The organism is Streptomyces sp. NBC_01571 (genome assembly GCF_026339875.1).
GTDB lineage: Bacteria > Actinomycetota > Actinomycetes > Streptomycetales > Streptomycetaceae > Streptomyces.
On record NZ_JAPEPZ010000001.1, the window covers coordinates 1,343,105 to 1,359,314 of the forward strand.

Below are 16,210 nucleotides of genomic sequence, written 5' to 3' on the forward strand. Positions count from 1 at the left end.
CGGGAGGGGTGATTTCGCTCTCTCCTTCCCCGGTCCACGGGTGAACGGCTCCGCCGGGGGTTATCACGGACGCGGAAGGCGGAAGGGGGTGCGCGGTCATGCGCGCAATCGGTGGGCTCTGGCGCTGGCGGCACAATCCGCTGCGTCGCGGGACCGATCTGGCCGAGGCCTGGCTGGCCCTGCTTGCCCTCCTGCTGATCGTCGTCGTCGCTCCCCTGACCGGCGTCGCCGCCGGAGCCGCCGCCGAGCATGTCCTCCAGCAGTCCGTCCGGGACCAGCACAGGGCCCGGCACGAGGTGGTGGCCACCGTGGTCAGGAAGCTGACGCGTGCCCCGCTGGAGCCCGACCCCGAGGCCTCGTCGGCGCAGGACCCGCGCAGCCGTGTGCTCGCCGACTGGACCGCCCCGGACGGCTCCGCGCACCACGGCAAGGTGATCACGGTGCTCAGGTCCCCGCACCGGGGCGACCACTTCACGCTCTGGACCGACCGGCAGGGCCGGCTGGTCGCCCGCCCCCTGGACCCGGCCGCCGCGACGACGCACGCGGTGCTGGCGGGCGTCGGCGCGGCCCTCATGACCGTGGTGCTGCTGGAGGCCGCACGACGTCTGATCGTCTGGCGCATGGTCCTTGGCCGGTACGCCCGTTGGGATCAGGCATGGGACCGGGCGGGCCCGGACTGGGGCAGGACGGGTACCGGCAGCTGACCGCCTTCCCGCTCCGGTCAATCCTCCGTCCCCGCGCACGCTACGGTGGGACGGCCGTACTGTTCGGCATCGTCGTGAGAAGCTGTTCTAGATCGCGACGGCGTTTCAGCACGGCCTCGCAGGACCCGCGTACGACGAGGTGGGGGCAGAACAGCGCCATGGCACAGGGCACGGTCCAGGTGACGCACACCGGCACCTCGCGGTGGCGGCGCCGCACGGGAGAGTACGCATCGCTGGCCGCGGCCCTGGAGGCGGCCGCCGAGGGCGACGTACTCACCGTCGCCCCCGGTACGTACCGGGAGAACCTCGTCGTCCAGCGCGCGGTGACGCTGCGCGGTCCCGAGGGCTCGCCCGGCTCCGTGCGCATCGCGCCGGTGGACGGAGTGCCGTTGACCGTCCGTGCCTCAGCCGTGGTCCAGGACCTGCACGTGGAGGGCCAGGACTCGGCCGCGCCCGCGCTGCTCGTCGAGGAGGGCACCCCGGAACTGTTGGACATGCGGATCGTCACCCGGTCCTCGGCCGGCATCGAGGTGCGCGGTGGCGCACGTCCGACCGTGCGCCGCTGCACGGTCGACAATCCGGCCGGCGTCGGCATCGCCGTACTCGACGGCGGCGGTGGGGTGTTCGAGGAGTGCGAGGTCGTCGCGGCCGGGCAGTCGGGCATCGCGGTCCGCGGGGGCGGCCGGCCCCGCCTGGAGCGCTGCCGGGTGCACCACACCTCCGGCGCGGGCCTGTCGGCGACCGGCGAGAACTCCTCGCTGGAGGCGGTGGGTTGCGAGGTCTACGAGGTCAAGGGCTCCGGGGTGCAGATCACCGGGCGGGCCGCCGCCCACCTCACCGACTGCGATGTGCACCGTACGACCTCGGACGGCGTCACACTGGACACGGACGCGGTGCTCACGCTCGCCGACTGCCGCATCCACGACATCCCGGAGAACGCGGTCGATCTGCGTTCCCGCTCGGTCCTCACCCTCACCCGCACCACCGTCCGGAAGTTCGGGCGCAACGGCCTGTCGGTGTGGGACCCGGGCACCCGTGTGGACGCCAACCAGTGCGAGATCTTCGACAGCACGGGCGACTACCCCGCGGTCTGGGTCAGCGACGGCGCCACCGCCGTGCTGGAGTCGTGCCGGGTGCACGACGTGCCGGACGCCCTCTTCGTCCTCGATCGCGGTTCGCGCGTGGACGTCGTCGACAGCGACCTCTCCCAAGTACGCAACACGGCCGTCTCGGTGAGCGACGGCGCCACCGCGCAGCTCGACGACTGCCGTATCCGGGACGCCGCGACGGGCGCCTGGTTCCGTGACCACGGAAGCGGCGGAACGCTGTCCGGCTGCACCGTCGACGGCACCCAGACCGGTGTCATCGTCACCAAGGGCGCCGACCCCACCATCGAGCGCTGCACGGTCGACTCCCCCGCGGAGGCGGGCTTCTACGTGTCGGCGGGCGGCCGCGGCAGCTTCCACCACTGCCGGGTGACGGGCAGCGGAGGCTACGGCTTCCATGTCATCGACGGCTGCCGCGCGACGCTGAAGAAGTGCCGTACGGAACGGTGCGCACGCGGGGGCTACGAGTTCGCCGACGGCGGCAACGCGGCGGGCGGCGGCCCGGTCGTCGAGGACTGCACGAGCGACGAGAGCGCCGGAGCACGGTCCCCGGCCCCCGAGACGGCCGTACAGACGTCCGGTCCGTCCGCCGGCCTGCTGGGCGCGATCCCGGGCCAGCGCACCACCGAGCAGGAGTCGCCCGCGGGCTCCCCTGAGCCCGAGCAGCCCGCCCGCTCCTCCAAGGCCGTCCTCGGCGAACTCGACGCGCTGGTGGGCCTGGAGAGCGTCAAGCGCGAGGTCCGGGCCCTCACCGACATGATCGAGGTGGGCCGCCGGCGTCAGGAGGCGGGTCTCAAGGCGGCCTCGGCGCGGCGCCATCTGGTCTTCACGGGCTCCCCCGGCACCGGCAAGACGACGGTCGCCCGGCTGTACGGCGAGATCCTCGCCTCGCTCGGTGTCCTGGAGAAGGGACACCTGGTCGAGGTGTCCCGTGTGGACCTGGTCGGCGAACACATCGGCTCCACGGCGATCCGCACCCAGGAGGCCTTCGACCGGGCGCGCGGCGGTGTGCTCTTCATCGACGAGGCGTACGCGCTGTCGCCGGAGGACTCGGGGCGCGACTTCGGCCGCGAGGCCATTGACACGCTCGTCAAGCTCATGGAGGACCACCGGGACGCGGTCGTCGTGATCGTCGCGGGCTACACGGCCGAGATGGAGCGCTTCCTCACGGTCAACCCCGGTGTGGCGTCCCGCTTCTCGCGGACCATCACCTTCAGCGACTATCTCCCCGAGGAACTCCTGCGGATCGTGGAGCAGCAGGCCGAGGAGCACGAGTACAGCCTCGGGGCGGGCGCGTCCGAGGCACTGCTGAAGTACTTCACAGCCATCCCCAAGGGCCCCGCCTTCGGCAACGGCCGCACCGCGCGGCAGACCTTCGAGGCAATGGTCGAGCGGCACGCGGGCCGGGTCGCCCAGCTCGACGAACCGAGCACCGACGACCTGACCCTGCTCTACGCGGAGGATCTTCCGGAGCTGCCCTGAGCGTCGCCGTCGGGACGCGGGCCCGGCACCTCGTGCCGCAACCGCGCCAGCAGCCGCTCCCGTTCCTCCGCGAAGGCCGGATCCGACTGGTAGTCGGAGTGCCCGAGGATAGGGGCCGGCAGGGGGTTCTCCAGGGTGCGCCCGTAGACGAGCGGGTCCTCCAGAGGCGCGCGGTCGACCTGCGGGCCGCACTCCCCGGGCAGGCGTACGGGGCCGCCGATGGGGTCGGTGAGCCGGTACAGGTTGCGCCAGCAGTCGACCTCGCGGTGCAGCGAGGCGAGGGCCGCCGGCCCGAAGTGGGCGGGGAACCAGCGCCCGTAGAGCCGTTCCAGCGGTGAGCCGTAGGTGAGCAGGGCGACCCGTCTGCGGACCGAGGGCTTCAACTGCCAGGCCGCGGCGGCCGCCAGCACACTGCCCTGGGAGTGCCCGGACAGCACGAGGCGTCCGCCGGTGGCACGGGTCCAGGTGACCATGCGCCAGGTCAGGTCGGGCACCGCGCGCTCGGCGTAGCAGGGCGGCGCGAAGGGGTGGGCGGCGCGCGGCCAGAAGGTACCGACGTCCCAGAGGATGCCGATGGTGCGGCGGGCCGCGGGGTCCTTGTAGGCGCGCCGGCCCGAGGTGACGAGCAGTATGAAGCCGAGGCCGATCAGCCAGGATCCGAGGGACTGCGCGGTCTCGGCGGCGCCGTGCACGAAGGCGTACGACCCTTGCGCCGCCCGGGCAGGCGTGTCGCCGGTCGTCAGCGCGCCCACCAGGGCTCCGGAGCCCAGGAGCAACGTCACGAAGGAGAGGGTCCCGACGACAAGGGGTGCCTGGTCGGTGAGGGTGGCCACGGCGCGGGTGGCGGCGATGCTGCGGGTGCGGGCGTTGTCCTTGTGCTCTCCCTGGTAGTCGAGTTCCACCGCGCGCATCTCGCGGACACGCAGACGCCAGGTGCGCACGGCCAGTCGGCCGCAGAGTCCGAGGAGCACGAGCAGCGCCGGCGGGATCACGGACGCCTGCCAGGTCAGCAGGACGGGCGGACCCGGCAGCGAGCCCTGGGTGCCGTCCAGCCAGTCGGCGACGCGTTGGGCCACTCCGCCGGACATCACGCCGCCCAGCGCGCAGGCCAGCATCGCGACGGCGGGACCGGCCAGACCGCGCATCGCCGTGCGCTCGTCGACGGGGGTGTCCCCTGTTCGCGTGGAACCGGCGCCTCGCGGCAGGGCGCGGTGCAGGACGCGGGCCACCACGGCGAGCGCGACCACGAGCAGCCCCTGGGCGAGGGCGAGGCCGCCGAAGGCCGCGTCGCCGGGCAGCCGGCCCGTCGACTGCCAGCCGGGCCGTGACCAGCCGGCGTACAGCAGGGTGACGGTGAGCAGGACGATCGCGCCCACGGGCAGTGCGCGCACCAGGGTCGCGTCGAGTTCCCGGTCGAGCCGGTGCTCGCTGCGTCCGCGGCGGCAGACCACCCACAGCACGACGAACGCGCCGACGGCGAGGGCCGCCTGCAGCAACTGGCCGAGGAGTCCGAGCAGGACGGACCCTCCGGCCCCGCTGTCGAAGCGGGCCGCGGGTCCGCCGACCGCCGCGGTGACCGTCAGCAGACCCGCGGCGGTGTGCGCCGCGCGCAGCCGGGCCACCAGGCGACGCCCGTACCAGAAGCCGGGGCGGCCGAGGGCGGTGCGGTCGGTCTCCCCCTCGGGTTCGGCCGCGCGGGACACCGGCTGCTGGGACTCGTATGCGCTCCAGGTGCGGTGGGACAGGTACCACAGCAGGCAGGTCAGGGCCGTGGGCACCAGGCAGGCCAGGGCGAGGCGGCGGCCGGGCCGGCTCCACCAGCCGTCGTGGGAGAGGTCCGGGGAGAGGAAGGCCAGCCAGGAGTGTTCCTCGGCGCACGCGCGGGTGCCCGCGCACTGCCAGGCGGCCAGGTCGAGGGCGACCTCGCAGGCGGCGGCGACCAGCAGCACGGTCAGGGTGAGTCCGGTCAGCCGGACGAGCAGACCGTAGAAACGGACCGCGCCGCGGCGGCCGCGGCCGGCGGGGCGCATCCAGTGCGCGAGGTTGACGACCATGAAGGGCAGCAGCAACAGCCACAGGGCACGGGTGCCGTTGCCGGAGGTGAGGTTGCACCACACGTAGGCCTCGGGGACCGGTCTGCCGCGGTAGTCGTCGGGTCGCCGTTCCGCGTCGGCGTCTTCACGGCGACGGTGGACGGCCGCGACGTCGTCGCCGCTGATCCGCACCGTGTGCGGGTCGTCCAGCATCTCCTCGGGTGTGGTGCCGCCGACTCCGTGGACCAGGAGTTCGAGGGCGGTGTCGGCCGCTTCGGGCCGTTGTGCGGGGCCGGTGAGCTCTCCCGCCGAGGTCTGTTCCCGTGCGTGCTCCATGGTTTCCGTGCTTCCCCCGTGCCGTCTGCGTCGCCTGTGTCATGGGCAGTCACAAGGATCGCCGCCGGGGGCCGCGCCCGCACCGATGGTCACGGAATCTCCCCGAGATGTGTGACAGCACCGCGAGGAGAGAGGAACGGAGACCTCACAGGGAGTGGCGCGGCTATCGGTGCCCCGTGCGAGGATGGGGCGTCCTGCAGGCCTCGGAGAGGGAGAATGGCCACGTGGGAGTGGGTTCGGACGGAGTGTCGGGCAGGTCGGACGAAAGGACCGGAGCGGACGTGAGTGAGAATCAGAACCTCCTCGCGGAGCAGCGTCGCGCCCTGATCCTCGACGAGGTGCGGCGCCGGGGCGGCGTCAGGGTGAACGAACTGACGCGCAAGCTCGGGGTCTCCGACATGACGGTCCGCCGCGACCTCGACGCTCTCGCGCGCCAGGGCGTGGTGGAGAAGGTCCACGGCGGTGCGGTGCCGGTGGCCGAGGCGAGTACGCACGAGCCGGGTTTCGAGGCCAAGTCAGGTCTGGAGCTGACCGCCAAGGAGGACATCGCGCGGGCCGCCGCCGAGCTGGTCGCACCGGGCACCGCGATCGCGCTCTCGGGCGGCACGACGACGTACGCGCTGGCCCATCGTCTCCTGGAGGTGCCGGACCTGACCGTGGTCACCAACTCGGTGCGGGTGGCCGACGTGTTCCATGCCGCGCAGCGCCTCTCCGGTCAGCGGCAGGGTGCGGCCACGGTCGTGCTGACCGGTGGGGTGCGCACGCCGTCCGACTCGCTCGTCGGCCCGGTGGCAGACCAGGCCATCGCCGCGCTCCATTTCGACGTGCTGTTCCTGGGGGTGCACGGGATATCCGTGGAGGCGGGTCTGTCCACACCGAACCTGGCGGAGGCCGAGACCAACCGGCGCCTGGTGCAGTCCGCGCGGCGTGTCGTGGTGGTCGCCGACCACACCAAGTGGGGCACGGTGGGGCTGAGTTCGTTCGCCGCGCTGGAGCAGGTCGACACGCTCGTGACGGACGCCGGGCTGTCGGCCGAGGCGCGTGCGGAGATCGCCGAACACCCGACACACCTCGTGGTGGCCGGTGAACCGGCGGACGCTACAGACATCTGACGGGCTGTCAGCTAGGGTGACGCTGCTCGTGCGGCGGTCCGCGGTACGGGTGTGCTCCGGTCATCGTCCGCCCGCGCCCGGGACTCCGTCCCAACAGGGGGTTTCGTCCATGGCACGCCGTCTGCGCCCGGTGGGGCCCGACTTCGCCGAGACCGCTCCCCTGCGTCTGGTGTTCGCCCGCGAGATGGCCGCTCCTCCCGGGGCCGTCTTCCGGGCGCTGGCCGAGGACGTGTCCGGCTGGAGCGAGTGGTTCTCGGCCGTGAGGCTCGCCCGGCCGAGCGCGGACGGCACCGGGCGTGAGGTCCGGCTCCGTGGCGGCACGCGCTTCCAGGAGACCGTGCTCGTGTCCAGGGCCCCCGAGGTGTACGCGTACCGGGTGGACGTCACGAACGCGCCCGGCGCCCGTGCCCTGGTCGAAGAGTGGCGGCTGACCCCGGCCGGGAGCGGCACGCGGGTCCGGTGGACGTTCGCCGCCGACGGGACCGCTCTCTTCCGGGTGGCCCTGAAGGTGGGCCGGTCGGGTCTCGGCCGCGCCTTCCGGGACGCCGTCACGGCGCTGGACCGGCGGCTGGCCTCGCCGCACGCGTAGAACCGGCGCGTACGTCAGCTGTCGCGGCGGTTCGCCCGGCGCGCGTACGCGACGCGGGTTCAGTCGGGCCAGACGCCCGTCTCCAGGAGCGACGCGATGGCGGCCGTGAAGGGCGCGATGTCCAGGCCCTGATCGGCCAGCCACGTGTCCGAGTAGTACTTGTCCAGATACCGGTCCCCCGGGTCGCACAGCAGGGTCACGACGCTGCCGTTGCGTCCCTCGGTCACCATCTCGGCGACGATCTTCAGCGCGCTCCACAGTCCGGTACCGGTCGAACCGCCCGCCTTGCGGCCGATGGCCTGCTCCAGGGCCCGCACGGCCGCCACGGTCGCGGCGTCGGGCACCTTCATCATCCGGTCGATGGCGCCGGGTACGAAACTCGGTTCCATCCGGGGTCTGCCGATGCCCTCGATACGCGAGCCGCAGTCGTAGGTGACGTCCGGATCGCCGGTGGTCCAGCCCTCGAAGAAGCACGAGTTCTCCGGGTCGGCGACGCAGATGCGGGTGTCGTACTGCATGTAGTGGACGTAGCGCGCGAGGGTCGCCGAGGTGCCGCCGGTGCCGGCCGTGGCGACGATCCACGCGGGCTCCGGGAACCGTTCCAACTCCAGTTGCCGGAAGATGGATTCGGCGATGTTGTTGTTCCCGCGCCAGTCCGTGGCGCGTTCCGCGTAGGTGAACTGGTCCATGTAGTGGCCACCGGTCTCGACCGCGAGGGCGGCGGACTCCTCGTACATCCTGCGGGAGTCGTCCACGAAGTGGCACTGGCCGCCGTGGAACTCGATCAGGCGGCACTTCTCGGCGCTCGTCGTGCGCGGCATCACCGCGATGAAGGGGACTCCGACGAGCTTCGCGAAGTACGCCTCGGAGACGGCCGTGGAGCCGCTGGACGCCTCGATCACGGGACGTCCCGGACGGATCCAGCCGTTGCACAGGCCGTAGAGGAAGAGCGATCGGGCGAGCCGGTGCTTGAGACTCCCGGTGGGGTGGGTCGACTCGTCCTTCAGATACAGGTCGATGCCCCACGCCTCGGGCAGCGGGAAACGCAGCAGGTGCGTGTCGGCCGAGCGGTTCGCGTCGGCGTGCACCTTGCGGACGGCCTCTTTGAGCCAGGTCCGGTACCGCGCGTCGCTGTGGTCGACGTCGAGGGTTTCGCCGGTCCGGATCTGCTGGGGGCTGCTCACGGCGGGGCTCCTAACGCATCGCGCCGACGCCGGTTCAGATGGTCGGACGCCCCGATCATAAACACCTTGCGCACGCTTCTCACCTGCATAAACACGTCTTTGAGCGACTCAAAGGCACCCCTGGGGCAGGATGTCCGAAGCGATGGGGGCGCACCCGTGCGAGTGCTCCCTTCCCCGCTGTCACCTCGTCCTGCGCACTGGTGCTCGCCGCTGCCTGCGGGCAGACTGCACCGCACGGGACGCTGCCCGCGTCCGACCGCACCGCACGGGGACGACACTCCCGCGGCGGGTGCGCAGACCGGACCGCCGCCCGCGCGGGATCCGGGACAGGGCACAGCCGAGGCGCACAAGGGGGCGGGGCATCATGGCGGAGCCGGAGTTCACGGCCACGGGCGTGCGGATCGGGAAGAGGCTGCGCTCGCTCACCCGGGCCGGACAGGTCCGGATCAGCGACGGCAGGCTGGAGCTGCTCACGAGCTACGGCAGCGAGATCGACAGTGCCCCGGTACAGGCGGTGCGGGCCTCAAGGCCCTGGTTCGCGCCCGAGGACCGGGCGTTGGCGGACGTCAACGGCACGCGCTACTCGCTCACGCTCGGCGAGCACGATCCCGCGCCCGGCAAACCGGGACCGCCATCGGCGCGCCGGTTCATCGAGGCGGTCCGCAGGGCGGCGGGGAGCAGCGGCTGACGTGGTGGCCTCGACGGCCGCGACGGGAGCCCCTTCGCTCCGGCCGCGCGACGGCCCGGAGCGCGAGCCGTGTCCGCCGAACGTGCCGCGAGTTGCAGGACGGCACCCTCTGAGTCACGCTGTTCTCACATCACTCTGGGTTTACCGGCGATAACGCTGCGAACCAGCCGCCGGTCACCACAGCAGGCGGCTGTCCCACTCAGCCACTCTGCTGGATCCGATCTCCGCCTTCTTCCGGACCTCAATTCGGGGAGTCGCAGCCGTGATCAGCCAGCCGAACAGGCATTGCACGGTGGAGCTCCAAGCCCTGCCGTCGCGGATCGGCCAGGTCCGCAGAATCGTTTCTGCGCAATTGCGCTACTGGCATCTGGACCCCTTGATCGACCGGGCCGCGCTCGGCGTGACCGAACTGCTGACCAACGTTCACCTGCACGCCCAGCCGGACAAGGTGTGCACCGTGGAGATCGAGCTGCTGCTCGACCGGCTCACGGTTTCGGTGCACGACCACGACCCGCGCCTGCCCGAGCTGCAGGACGCCGGTCCCACCGCCACGGGCGGGCGGGGCCTGGCGATGGTCGCCGCCGTCAGCGAGAGCTGGGGCGTACGACCGGACGGGGAGTCGGGCAAGGTCGTGTGGTTCACCCTCCCGGCGCCCTCGCCCGCGGTGGCGGCGCCCGTCCTCACGCCGTACGACACGATCCGCGAGCCCACCCTCCGGCAGACCGTCGACACGCTCGACGGGCACAGGCCCGAACACGCTCCCGCCCGGTCGGCCGTTGCCGGCTGACCGGGCGGTGACCTTCTCCCCGTACGCCACGGGCTGGAGCGGGGCGCCGCACGGCCCCCGACGGCTCACTCCGTGCCGATGGCTCGCAGCACGTCCAGACGTGCCGCCCGTCGCGCCGGACGCAGGCCCGCCAGGGCTCCCGCCACGAGGCCCACCAGGGCCACCACGACGAGTCGCGCGGGCGGGACCGCGAAGGCGAAGGTACTGTCCGACGCGCCGTCGGAGGCTTTTACCAGGACCCAGCCGAGGAAGGCACCGAGGGCGAGCCCGCCCGCCGTGCCGAAGGCGGCGACGAGGACCGACTCCCAGCGGACCATGGCCCGCAGTTGCGCGCGGGTCTGCCCGACCGCCCGCAACAGACCGAGTTCACGGGTGCGTTCGTGGATCGCGAGGGTCAGGGTGTTGGCGATACCGAGCAGGGCGATGAGCACCGCGAGCGCGAGCAGCGCGTAGACCAGGGTCAGCATCATGTCGATGCCCCCGGCCGACGACTGTGCGTACTCGTCGCGGGTCTGCACCTCGGGGTCGCCGTACCGGGCGGCCACCTGCTTCACGGCGGCCTTGCCGTCGGCCGTGCTCACCCCGTCCCTGAAGGTGACGGCGACGAGCGTGTCGGCGTCCTGGGTGCGGTGCGCAGCCCAGGCGGCGCGGGTGATGACGTAGTCGCCCGCGAGTTCCGAGCGTCCGTAGACCGCGCGGACGGTGAAGTTCACCCGCCGGCCGTCGGTGAAGGCGAGCCGGGCGGTGGCACCGGTCGTGAGGTGCTGCCTGACGGCCTCGCTCCTGGTGACGGCGATCCCGTCGGCGCCCAGGTGGTCGAGCGAGCCGTGCACGGCGCCGAGATCGAAGACCCTGCCGAGCGCCGCCGGGTCGGTGACGGTCAGCGCACGGCCCTTCCCGTCGACCTCGGCGACGCCACGGCCCAGCCCTACGGCGTACTTCACTGCGGGCTGCCGCGCGATCGCGGGGGCCAGTCTCGGACTCAGCCCGCTGCCGCCCGCCCCGAACGACGGGGTGCTCACGGCCACGTCCCCCGCGAAGGACCTGGAGACCGTGCGGTCCATGGTGGCCTTCAACGAGGCCCCGAAGACCGTGAAGAGCGAGACGACGGCGACGCCGACCATCAGGGCGCTCGCGGTGGCCGCGGTCCGTTTGGGACTGCGCAGCGCGTTGCGCCGGGCGAGTGAACCCGTGACGCCCCGCAACCGGTCGAGGGGGACGCCGATGGCGCGCACGGCCGTCGAGGACGCGACCGGGCCGAGGACCACGAAGGCGGCGAGCGCCAGGACGGCGCCGAGACCCGCGAGCCACAGGGAGGGACTGGCCAGTACGCCGGTCAGGGTGGCCCCCACCGCGAGCACGGCCAGCGCGGCACCCACGGCGGCCCGTGCCCGGGAGGCCCCCGACCGGTCGACGGCCGTCTCGCGCAGCGCCGCCAGGGGTGCGGTGCGTCCGGCGCGTACGGCGGGCAGCAGCGCGGAGCCGAGACAGACCACCACCCCGACCGCGAGGGGCAGCAGCAGGGACAGCCCGCTGATCACCAGATCGCCCGACGGGAAGGGGAATCCGATGGCGGGGAAGAGCGCCCGAAGTCCGGCCGCGATGCCGATGCCGCCCCCGAGGCCGGCTGCCGAGGCGGTCACGGCGACGACGCTCGCCTCCAGCAGGGTCGAGACGGTCACCTGGCGGCGGGAGGCGCCGAGGGCTCGCAACAGGGCGTTCTCGCGGGTGCGTTGGGCGACGACGATCGCGAAGGTGTTGTGGATGGAGAAGGTCGCGACGAGCAGGGCGACACCGGAGAAGACGAGCAGGAAGGTGGTGAAGACGGTCAGGAACTGGCTGGAGATCATGTCGGTGTTCTCCTGCGCCGACGCCTGACCGGTGATCGCCTCGACGCCGGCGGGCAGGAGCGGGGTCAGTCCGGCGACGAGCTTCTCCTGGCCGACTCCGGGGGCCGCCCGCACCCGGATGCCGGCGGCTTCGCCGGGCTTCGCGGTGAGGTACTTCTCGGCGTCGGCCTGTGTCATGCCGGTGAAGGTCACCTGCGCCATGCCGTCCTCACCACCGAACGTCGCGAGGCCCACGATCGTCACCCGGACGGGGTCGGGGGTGCGCAGCGTCGTCGTGTCGCCGATCCTCAGGCCGCCCTTCTTCGCGGCACCCCGGTTGACGACGACCTCGCCGGACTTCGCGGGGGCGCGGCCTTCGGCGATCCGGTACGCGTTGAGCCGGGGGTCCTCGATCCAGTTGCCCGCGAGGGTGGGCGGCCCCTGGCCGCCGATGGGCTTGCCGTGCGCGTCGACGAGCTGGCCCGCGCCCTCGATGTCGGGCACGGCGGCGGCCACTCCGGGGGCCTTCTCGATCGTCCTCACCAGGCCGACGTCCACGGGCCGCCGGACGCCCTGGCTCTCGCCGGGCGTGGTGATGGTGTCGGCGCCGCGGACGACCGCGTCGGTGCCCCTGGCCGCGTTGCCGAACATGGTGTCGAAACTGGCCCGCAGGGTGTCGCCCATGACCAGCGTTCCGGTCAGGAAGGCGACACCGAGGAACACCGCCACGAACGTACCGGCGAAGCGCCGTTTGTGAGCGCGCAGGGAGGCGACGCTGAGGCGGAGCGAGGCGTTCACGAGGGCGCCCCCTTGGTGTCGAGGGCCTTCATGCGGTCCAGCACCTTGTCGGCGGTCGGGGCTTCCATCCGGTCCACGAGGCGGCCGTCGGCGAGGAAGACGACCTCGTCGGCGTGGGCCGCGGCCACCGGGTCGTGGGTGACCATGACGACCGTCCGGTTCATCCGGCGGACCGCGGCGCCCAGCAGGTCGAGGACCTCACCGCCGGCCCGCGAGTCCAGGTTCCCGGTGGGTTCATCGGCGAAGACGACGTCGGGACGGCCGGCGAACGCCCGTGCCACGGCGACACGTTGCTGCTGTCCGCCGGAGAGTTCGGAGGGGCGGTGGTGGAGCCGGTCGCGCAGGCCCACGACGTCGACGAGCGCGTCGATCCAGTCGGGGGACCCCTTGGCCCCCGCGAGGTCCAGGGGCAGCGTGATGTTCTCCGCGACGGTGAGCGTCGGGACCAGATTGAACGCCTGGAAGACGAAGCCGACGTGATCGCGGCGCAGCAAGGTGAGACGGCGGTCGTCGAGCGTGCTCAATTCGGTGTCCCCGACGAAGGCGGTGCCCGAGGAGAGCGTGTCCAGGCCCGCCGCGCAGTGCATCAGGGTGGACTTGCCGGAGCCCGAGGGCCCCATGATCGCGGTGAAGCGCCCGGCCGGAAAGCCGACGCTCACCCCGTCGAGGGCCCGTACGGCGGTGTCCCCGCTGCCGTACACCTTCACGGCGTCGGTGACGCCCGCGGCCGGACGTGTCGCGGTCACCGTGGTCATGCTGCTCCGCCCTTGCCCGTGAGTCCGAACTGCTCGTCGAGGACGGACAGCCGGCGCCAGTACTCGTCCTCGTCGATCTCGCCGGACGCGAAGCGGCGGCCGAGCACGGCGATCGGCGAGTCGCCCGTCGCCCGTAGGGCCCCGGCCGTACCGAGGTCGCCCCGGGCGCGCCACGGTCCGCGGCCACCGCGCCAGACCGTGCGGCGCAGGACGGTCACGACACCGATCACGGCGGCCGCCCAGACCAGCGGGAAGAAGAGGATCCACGGCCCGGGGCCGCCGTCCCAGTTCGCCAGGGTCTGCATCTCGGGTCATCTCCTCATCGGGTCTGCTGTGTTGCCTCGAGAGTCCCTCCCGGAGGGCCCCCGGGTCGTCGTACGGCCAGCGGCAGTGCGCGTACCTCCGCGGGAGTACGCGGGGCGGCCCCGGCTGCTTCCCCCGTTCCGGGCCAGGGCTTCCCGCTCGCGCGACCAGACCCTGTACCTACCGGTATGTACTTCTGTACCTACTGGTAGGTACAGTGACGTCATGGGCGCTCAGGAGCGGCTGATCGAGGCGACACGCGAACTGTTGTGGGAGCGGGGTTACGTGGGCACCAGCCCGAAGGCGATCCAGCACCACGCGGGCGCCGGACAGGGCAGCATGTACCACCACTTCACCGGCAAGCCCGACCTCGCCCTGGCCGCGATCCGCCGCACCGCCGAGGAGTTGTGGGCGGGCGCCGAGGAGGTGCTCGGCGCACAGGGCTCACCGTACGAGCGCATCGAGGCGTATCTGCGCCGCGAGCGCGACGTCCTGCGCGGCTGTCCGATCGGACGGCTGACGATGGACCCGGACGTGATCGCCAGCGACGAGCTGCGCGCTCCCGTCGACGAGACCCTCGACCGGCTGCGCGAGTGTCTGGCAGGCATCGTCGAAGAGGGCAAGGAGCAGGGGCAGTTCGCGCCCTCGCTGGACGGCGAGGAGATCGCCGCGACGATCCTCGCGACCGTTCAGGGCGGATACGTGCTGGCGCGCGCGTCCGGTTCACCCGCGGCCTTCGACTCGGGCGTCCGCGGACTGCTCGCCCTGCTGGCCCCCGGCTCCTCCGGCCGGTGAACCACCCGGACCGGGACGCACACCGTGGACCTCACGCACGGCGATGCCTTCCCAGGCCCACGGACACATGGCCCGCGCAGAACCCGCAATCCCCGATGAGCCCGATGAGCCCTTCCGGAGGCGCCAGATGCATGCCATGCAGTACGAGCTCACCTTCCCCGCCGACTACGACATGGGGATCATCCGCGCCCGCGTCTCCCGGATCGGGCATCTGCTCGACGGCTGGGAAGGACTGGGCTTCAAGACGTATCTGATGCGCGAGCGCGGGGTACACGGGTCGCCGGTCAACCAGTACGCGCCGTTCTACCTGTGGAACACCGTCGAGGGCATGAACTCCTTCCTCTGGGGCGGCGCCTTCCAGGGGCTCGTCGACGACTTCGGGAGGCCGGTGGTGCAGCATTGGACGGGCCTGGCGTACGAGGAGGGCGCCGCCGCCGGTGCCCCGGCTCGGGTCGCGGTGCGGAGCCGGCGGCCCGTGCCGGAGGGGGTGGAGCTGTCCGAGGTGATGGCGGACGCGGCGGCCGGGGCCGGACGGCTGGCCGTTCTCGACGGGGCGGTGTGCGCGGCCGCCGCCGTCGACCCGCGCCACTGGGAGGTGGTGCACTTCTCGCTCTGGGACCACGACGCGCCCAAGGCGACGGGCGAGGTGTTCCAGGTGCTGCACGTGTCGGCATCCGAGCGCGACCGGCTGCCCCGGGGACACCAGTGGTGAACACGGTCCGTACGGTCCTCGGTGACGTGCCGCCCGGGGAACTCGGTGTCTGCGACGCCCACGACCACCTCTTCTTCGGCAGTCCCCTGCTCCCCGGTCAGGAACTGCGCGACGCGTCCGCCGCACGGGCCGAGCTGGCCTCGTTCCGCGAGTGGGGAGGCCGCAGCGTGGTGCAGTGGACGCCGTACGGGCTGGGCCGGCGCGCCGCCGACCTGCCGCTGCTCTCCCGTGACACCGGCGTCCACGTGGTCGCCGCGACGGGACTGCACCAAGCCGCCCACTACGCACCGGAGTTGCCGGCCGAACTGCGCGGCAGGCTGGCCGAGGTGTTCGTGACCGAGCTGACGGAGGGCATCGGCGCCTCCGGGGTCCGGGCCGGGATCATCAAGGTCGCGGGCGGCTTCCACGGCCTGGACGCGCACGCCCGCTGGACGATGACCGCGGCGGCCGAGGCCCACCGGGCCACGGGGGCACCGATCGCCGTACACCTGGAGCTGGGCACGGCCGGCCTCGACGTACTCGACCTGCTGTGCGGTGAGTTGGGCGTTCCGCCGCACCGGGTGATCCTGGGCCACCTGAACCGTTCGCCGGACTTCGTGGTGCACCGCCAGGCCGCCGAGGCCGGCGCGTACCTGGCCTTCGACGGCCCCTCCCGGGCCAACCACGCCACCGACTGGCGCATGCCCGACGCCCTGCGCGCGCTCGCCGACGCGGGTTTCGGCCACCGCCTGCTGCTGGGAGGCGACACGACCACCGCGGCGGCGCGCTCGGTCGACGGCGGTCCGGGACTGCCGTATCTGCTGCGCCGGATCCGGCCGAGACTCGAACTCGCCCTGGGTGCGGAGCTGGTGGGGCGCATTCTCACCGAGAACCCCGGGCGCGCGTTCGCCGTGGAGTGGCGTCGGCCCTTCCCCGCCGTCGGGCCGGTCGAGAGGTGATCGGCGCCGTCGTCGGGCTCACCTGCGTGCCCGGGCGCCGCGGCGGATCGGGGCGGGCG

General features: G+C 72.6%; 14 protein-coding genes. 9 read left to right on the forward strand and 5 right to left on the reverse strand.

Annotated elements, in window-relative coordinates:
• Window positions 1-98 precede the first annotated feature (98 nt).
• Window positions 99-704 carry an Rv1733c family protein gene (locus OHB41_RS06125; protein WP_266696920.1) on the forward strand — a complete coding sequence of 202 codons (606 nt, stop codon included), beginning with the start codon at window positions 99-101 and terminating at the stop codon, window positions 702-704.
• Window positions 705-862: 158 nt separating this feature from the next.
• The gene (locus OHB41_RS06130; protein ID WP_266696921.1) at window positions 863-3,292 is read left to right on the forward strand and encodes a right-handed parallel beta-helix repeat-containing protein; all 2,430 of its coding nucleotides are present in this window, start codon (window positions 863-865) and stop codon (window positions 3,290-3,292) included.
• Here the strand turns inward: OHB41_RS06130 and OHB41_RS06135 are convergent.
• Window positions 3,262-5,661: a hypothetical protein gene (locus OHB41_RS06135; RefSeq protein ID WP_266696922.1), complete on the reverse strand. Its 2,400-nt coding sequence runs from the start codon at window positions 5,659-5,661 to the stop codon at window positions 3,262-3,264. The genes OHB41_RS06130 and OHB41_RS06135 overlap by 31 nt on opposite strands.
• Window positions 5,662-5,942: 281 nt before the next feature.
• Here OHB41_RS06135 and OHB41_RS06140 point away from each other — a divergent pair, with 281 nt between their 5' ends.
• Both OHB41_RS06140 and OHB41_RS06145 read left to right on the forward strand, forming a co-directional pair.
• Window positions 5,943-6,773, forward strand: coding sequence for a DeoR/GlpR family DNA-binding transcription regulator (locus OHB41_RS06140; protein ID WP_266696923.1), 831 nt, complete (start codon window positions 5,943-5,945; stop codon window positions 6,771-6,773).
• Between the two features lie 109 nt (window positions 6,774-6,882).
• Complete coding sequence (locus OHB41_RS06145) at window positions 6,883-7,362, forward strand: SRPBCC family protein (protein WP_266696924.1); 480 nt, start codon at window positions 6,883-6,885, stop codon at window positions 7,360-7,362.
• Window positions 7,363-7,421: 59 nt separating this feature from the next.
• Here the strand turns inward: OHB41_RS06145 and OHB41_RS06150 are convergent, their stop codons facing one another.
• Window positions 7,422-8,546, reverse strand: coding sequence for a PLP-dependent cysteine synthase family protein (locus OHB41_RS06150; protein ID WP_323138356.1), 1,125 nt, complete (start codon window positions 8,544-8,546; stop codon window positions 7,422-7,424).
• A 364-nt stretch (window positions 8,547-8,910) separates the two neighbouring features.
• On the opposite strand from OHB41_RS06150, the gene OHB41_RS06155 reads away from it, so the two are divergent.
• Entirely contained in the window at window positions 8,911-9,234 is a 324-nt protein-coding gene (locus OHB41_RS06155; protein WP_168526651.1) for a hypothetical protein, read from the forward strand.
• A gap of 262 nt (window positions 9,235-9,496) precedes the next feature.
• Window positions 9,497-10,021, forward strand: coding sequence for an ATP-binding protein (locus tag OHB41_RS06160; protein ID WP_266696925.1), 525 nt, complete (start codon window positions 9,497-9,499; stop codon window positions 10,019-10,021).
• A gap of 65 nt (window positions 10,022-10,086) precedes the next feature.
• On the opposite strand, the gene OHB41_RS06165 is transcribed toward OHB41_RS06160, so the two are convergent.
• From OHB41_RS06165 to OHB41_RS06175, 3 genes are read right to left on the reverse strand one after another with little or no spacing between them, the layout of a single operon-like run.
• A complete protein-coding gene (locus tag OHB41_RS06165; protein WP_266696926.1) occupies window positions 10,087-12,648 on the reverse strand; it encodes an ABC transporter permease in 2,562 nt (853 codons plus the stop codon).
• Window positions 12,645-13,403 (reverse strand): ABC transporter ATP-binding protein, encoded by a 759-nt coding sequence (locus OHB41_RS06170; RefSeq protein WP_266696927.1) that lies wholly within the window; start codon window positions 13,401-13,403, stop codon window positions 12,645-12,647. Before OHB41_RS06170 ends, OHB41_RS06165 begins: the two co-directional genes overlap by 4 nt.
• Window positions 13,400-13,708 carry an SHOCT domain-containing protein gene (locus OHB41_RS06175; RefSeq protein WP_266696928.1) on the reverse strand — a complete coding sequence of 103 codons (309 nt, stop codon included), beginning with the start codon at window positions 13,706-13,708 and terminating at the stop codon, window positions 13,400-13,402. Before OHB41_RS06175 ends, OHB41_RS06170 begins: the two co-directional genes overlap by 4 nt.
• A gap of 223 nt (window positions 13,709-13,931) precedes the next feature.
• On the opposite strand from OHB41_RS06175, the gene OHB41_RS06180 reads away from it, so the two are divergent.
• The 3 genes from OHB41_RS06180 (at window position 13,932) to OHB41_RS06190 (ending at window position 16,151) form a co-directional block, all read left to right on the forward strand.
• Window positions 13,932-14,501: a TetR/AcrR family transcriptional regulator gene (locus tag OHB41_RS06180; protein WP_266696929.1), complete on the forward strand. Its 570-nt coding sequence runs from the start codon at window positions 13,932-13,934 to the stop codon at window positions 14,499-14,501.
• Between the two features lie 127 nt (window positions 14,502-14,628).
• The gene (locus OHB41_RS06185) at window positions 14,629-15,213 is read left to right on the forward strand and encodes a DUF4865 family protein (protein WP_266696930.1); all 585 of its coding nucleotides are present in this window, start codon (window positions 14,629-14,631) and stop codon (window positions 15,211-15,213) included.
• Window positions 15,210-16,151 (forward strand): phosphotriesterase family protein, encoded by a 942-nt coding sequence (locus OHB41_RS06190; RefSeq protein WP_266696931.1) that lies wholly within the window; start codon window positions 15,210-15,212, stop codon window positions 16,149-16,151. The genes OHB41_RS06185 and OHB41_RS06190 overlap by 4 nt, the downstream gene beginning before the upstream one ends.
• Window positions 16,152-16,210 lie beyond the last annotated feature (59 nt).

Coding starts and splice junctions, on each gene's coding strand:
- OHB41_RS06175 (WP_266696928.1), bottom strand. CDS start 13,708: ATGCAGACCCTGGCGAACTGGGACGGCGGCCCCGGGCCGTGGATCCTC.
- OHB41_RS06185 (WP_266696930.1), top strand. CDS start 14,629: ATGCATGCCATGCAGTACGAGCTCACCTTCCCCGCCGACTACGACATG.
- OHB41_RS06170 (WP_266696927.1), bottom strand. CDS start 13,403: ATGACCACGGTGACCGCGACACGTCCGGCCGCGGGCGTCACCGACGCC.
- OHB41_RS06155 (WP_168526651.1), top strand. CDS start 8,911: ATGGCGGAGCCGGAGTTCACGGCCACGGGCGTGCGGATCGGGAAGAGG.
- OHB41_RS06125 (WP_266696920.1), top strand. CDS start 99: ATGCGCGCAATCGGTGGGCTCTGGCGCTGGCGGCACAATCCGCTGCGT.
- OHB41_RS06180 (WP_266696929.1), top strand. CDS start 13,932: ATGGGCGCTCAGGAGCGGCTGATCGAGGCGACACGCGAACTGTTGTGG.
- OHB41_RS06130 (WP_266696921.1), top strand. CDS start 863: ATGGCACAGGGCACGGTCCAGGTGACGCACACCGGCACCTCGCGGTGG.
- OHB41_RS06135 (WP_266696922.1), bottom strand. CDS start 5,661: ATGGAGCACGCACGGGAACAGACCTCGGCGGGAGAGCTCACCGGCCCC.
- OHB41_RS06145 (WP_266696924.1), top strand. CDS start 6,883: ATGGCACGCCGTCTGCGCCCGGTGGGGCCCGACTTCGCCGAGACCGCT.